Origin of the sequence: Nitrosopumilus sp. b3, assembly GCF_014078525.1 — an archaeon.
Taxonomy (GTDB): domain Archaea; phylum Thermoproteota; class Nitrososphaeria; order Nitrososphaerales; family Nitrosopumilaceae; genus Nitrosopumilus.
The window spans coordinates 316,571-320,801 of the sequence record NZ_MU078693.1; the positions used below are offsets into that span (position 1 = coordinate 316,571).

1 protein-coding gene is annotated in these 4,231 nt (G+C 35.6%); it reads left to right on the forward strand.

The features are described from left to right. Positions 1–132 precede the first annotated feature (132 nt). The coding region (locus C6990_RS01870) for a hypothetical protein (RefSeq protein ID WP_220463364.1) at positions 133–4,231 on the forward strand (4,099 nt) is incomplete at its 3' end.

Genomic DNA, 4,231 nt, shown 5'->3' on the forward strand with positions numbered 1-4,231 from the left:
CAGGCACAAAATGATACTAACTCTCTACAGGCACAAACTGCATCTGATTCTCTACAGGCACAATTATCTCTCTCAGACTCACTCTCCTATATTCGCGCTCAGGCCCAAAATACCACTTTGATAAGCATAGTTGTGCCTGAAATTTCTCCAATTTTGACGCCTGTAAAAGAGACATTCACAATTTCTGAAGATGCCGAAATTATCTTTGAATTTTATGATGAATCTGAAGCCATGGCTCAAGATCTTGAAAATCTTGATGTTTCCATAGAAACTGCTGAAGACGGAATTGATAGTGCCCTAAATTCATCACCACTAGATGATATCTTTGGATTGTTTGTATTGCCAATTCCTGAGGCAGATGCAGCAAAAGATGATGGCACCTCAATAAAAGCAAAAATTAAACAAATTCAAAAACAAATCAAGCAAATCAAAAAAAGTGAAACAGTTTCAGAAGCTCAATTAGATGCAATCAAAAGCAAGATTAAACTCTTAATGGAACAAATTGAAAACGAAATTAAAGAAACTAAAAAACAAAAGAAGATTGACAAATTAAATTCTGTTTTATTAAAATTAGAAAAGATTACAAATAAACATCAGAAACAAAAATACAATTGGGTAGATGCTGAAACTATTACAGCTGAGATCTATGATGCCCATAATAATAAAGTTGAACTAGATGTAACATTTGAAAAACAAAGAGAAGGTAAATTCAACATTAAGATTGATCCAACAGATGCAAAGCCAGGAGTTTATAAAATTAAAACAATTCTTAATGTAAATGGAAAACAATACATAAGCGAAAATGAATTTGCTTGGGGTCTTGTATCAGTCAATACTGTAAAAAGTATTTACAAACCAAATGATCTTGCTGAATTTATAATTGTGGTATTAAACTCTACAGGAAATCCTGTCTGTGATTCAAACATATCAATGGCTATAACAGATCCTGAATTAGCAACTACTACTCTTTCAACAGAAAACGGAATAATTAAAAATCCTGATTGTGGTTTGTATGATGCTACATATGAACCAGCCATTAATGGAAATTATACTATAAATATTTCTGCTGAGACAGAGACAGGAATTGCAGTTTTCTCAACATATTTTGTAGTGCAAGAAAGCTTTGATTATGATATTGTAAGACATACAGAAAGTAAAATCGATCCATTCAATTATAGAAATGTATTTGATGTAGAATTAGAAATTACCTCTTTTGTAGGTGATAGCCCTCTGACAATAAAAGAATTTGTCCCAGCAGAATTTGAAATAACAGAGACAGATGGAACTGTTAAAACAATCGGAAACAAAAAAGAGATTTCTTGGACAATCACTCCAGTAGATAATTTTGTTGAAGTAGGATATGCTTATTCTGTTCCTTTGATCACTCCAGAATTATATGCATTAGGTAAAATACAAATTGACCAAGAGGGAATTCCAACATTTACTGAGGCTAGAAACTGGTTTGTTGCAGTTGATCCACAGATTGCTATTGCTTCTGCAATCAGCCTTCTCAGGGATCATCATAACAAATCACAACAAAGATCAGTGTCAGTAAATGGTAGTCACATATACGAATTTTTCATAGATGATAATGCTGATGTGGCATTCAAATATTCAAATAATGGTGGAATAACATGGCAGGCAAAAACTGTAATTAAATCAGGCACATTCCAGGGTGTTGCAGCATGGTATGAACCATGGACTCCAGGTTTGACAAACAAAATAATTCATCTTGCATCATATGGTACTGCTCAAGATAAAATATGGTATTTCCAGTTTAATCCTGCAACAAATTCCTTTAGTGGTCAAATTGATACAGTAACAAATGAAAATGGTTGTTCTTCTAGCTGTCTTGGTCGTCTTGCATCATCAAGTGACATTACAATAACTGTAGGCACAGATGGAACAGTATATGCAGGAACAGTTGATAACTCATCTCCTAAGTCTACTCTTTCTTCAATAAGAGAATGTTCTGGTTCTTGTACAAGTACATCAAGCTGGACTAGTGCCGGTTCGCATCCATGGGGTTCTACAGAAGATGGTGAATTTGCACTGGTTCTTCTTCCATTAACAGGTGGAGATATTATGTTGGTACACCAAAATGATGGTACACATGAATTACTATCAAAAATTTTTAGTAGTTCATCATGGAGTGGTTCATGGACTACTATTGATACTGGTATAGTTGACAGTACTACATATGAGAATACAATTGCTGGTGCAGTAAGACCTGATAATGTACTGTTTGTATCTGCAGTTGTAAATCCTGGTACTGCTAGTACAAGTGAAGTTAGAGCCTACAAGTATGACTCATCATGGTCTACATTGACAAAACCAGTAACTGCTTCAGCTGGAAATATAATTATGGATACATCACTTGCAATAGATTCTGTATCAAGTGATGTCTATGCAGGATATATCAATGGAACAACAGCAACTAACAAAAATGTTTACCATAGAGTATCTACAGACAATGGAAGTTCTTGGGATACTGCAACAAAGGATTCTACCTCTACTGGTAACTACCAAGCATTATCCATGACTTTATCTCATGATAAAAGAATTCTTTCTACCTGGTTTGAAGAAAGTGCAACCTCACCAAAAATTTGGAGTGTAATACTAGTACAAAGAGCAATAGTCCAAGAGATTCTTAGCATAATTGATCAGCTCTCTACACAGATGATGTATGTAAGAAGTCTTTCTGAAACATTCTCGTTTTCAGATATTTCAAGTGGTGGCATATCTTTTTCTATGACTCTTTCAGAAACATTAACGTCATCTGATACTGTATCAATCACAACTATAACAGCTATAACACTAGATGAAACACTCACTTCATCTGACTTTGTATCACCTATTGCTGACGTGACTTTCACATTATCTGAAACTTTGAATTTATCAGATGTTATAGATTCACAAAATAGACCTGTCGGAAGTGATCCTGATGCAAGACCTCTTTCAGTAAGAACTCTTACAGGGACATATCAGGCATCTGATGGTGATTCTCTTGATGTAACAATTTCACCACCACTTGCTGACTATGATAGAGCATTTGCACTTTGTTCCTTTAGACATTCTGTGACAAATGATCACTCTGAATCATTCAAAGCATGGGAGATTGTAAGCAATTCAATTCTTAGAATTCATGCAACTTCTCATTCTGGTGTTTCTCCAGCAAATTATGTATGTTACATAACAGAATTTGGCACTGCTGCATTAGTTGATTCGCATACAACAACCTACATCAATCCAAACTCAGAAACTGCTACTACTGTAACTAACAACATTGGTCAAACTGTGGATCTTGGAGAAACAATGGATTGGTTACAAGGACATACTCACGATGCTAATGAATCATCCGTAGGTGATGAAGAGCTCGAACGAGTAAGATTGACTAGTAGTACTCAATGGGAGTGGAATGTTAGAACAGATCCAGGATCTGGAGACACAACTGCATATCTGGGCGTATTTGATTGGAACAATCTGAATGTCTTGTCACAAAGGGGTCAAACACAAATTACATCAGGCTCTACTGCAACTACCCTTGATGCAGGAGTTGACTTTACTGCAATAGACAGAACACGCAGTTTACTATTTGTTTCATTCAATAAAGATGAAGTAAATCCAAACTATCTACCCTATACATCCTACATTAGAGCAACAATTGCAGAGAGTGGAAACCTGGTCTTTACTAGAAATACATCTGATGGCAATGATATCGACATTAACTGGACTTTAATTCAACTGCCTGAAGGCTTTGCAACAATTAGACATGGTAATCATACACAATCTGCAGGTGTGGCTAGCAATACATTCGCACTTGATAATGGAATTGCAGATATGAGTAGAGCATTTGCCATTGGTACTGTTTGTACTCCATTTGGATGTGGAACTGGAACTACAAGTAACTCAACAGCAGGAGCAATAGATGAATTACAGGCAACTCTCGAAGTGATTAATCAAAATACTGTTAGAGTAATTCGAGGAAATGCAGCATCTGATTTCGAAATTACATATCAAGTAATTGACTTTTTACCAAAAACAGTTACCCTAACTGAATCAATATCTATTTCAGATTCATTGACAACACAAGCAGCATTCATTCATTCAATATCTGAAATCTTGTCCGTAACTGATACAATAATTGCAGCTAAATCTTCATCTGCAACACTAACAGAGACACTCACCCCATCTGACACACTCACCACACTTACTGCAGCATCAGTATCAC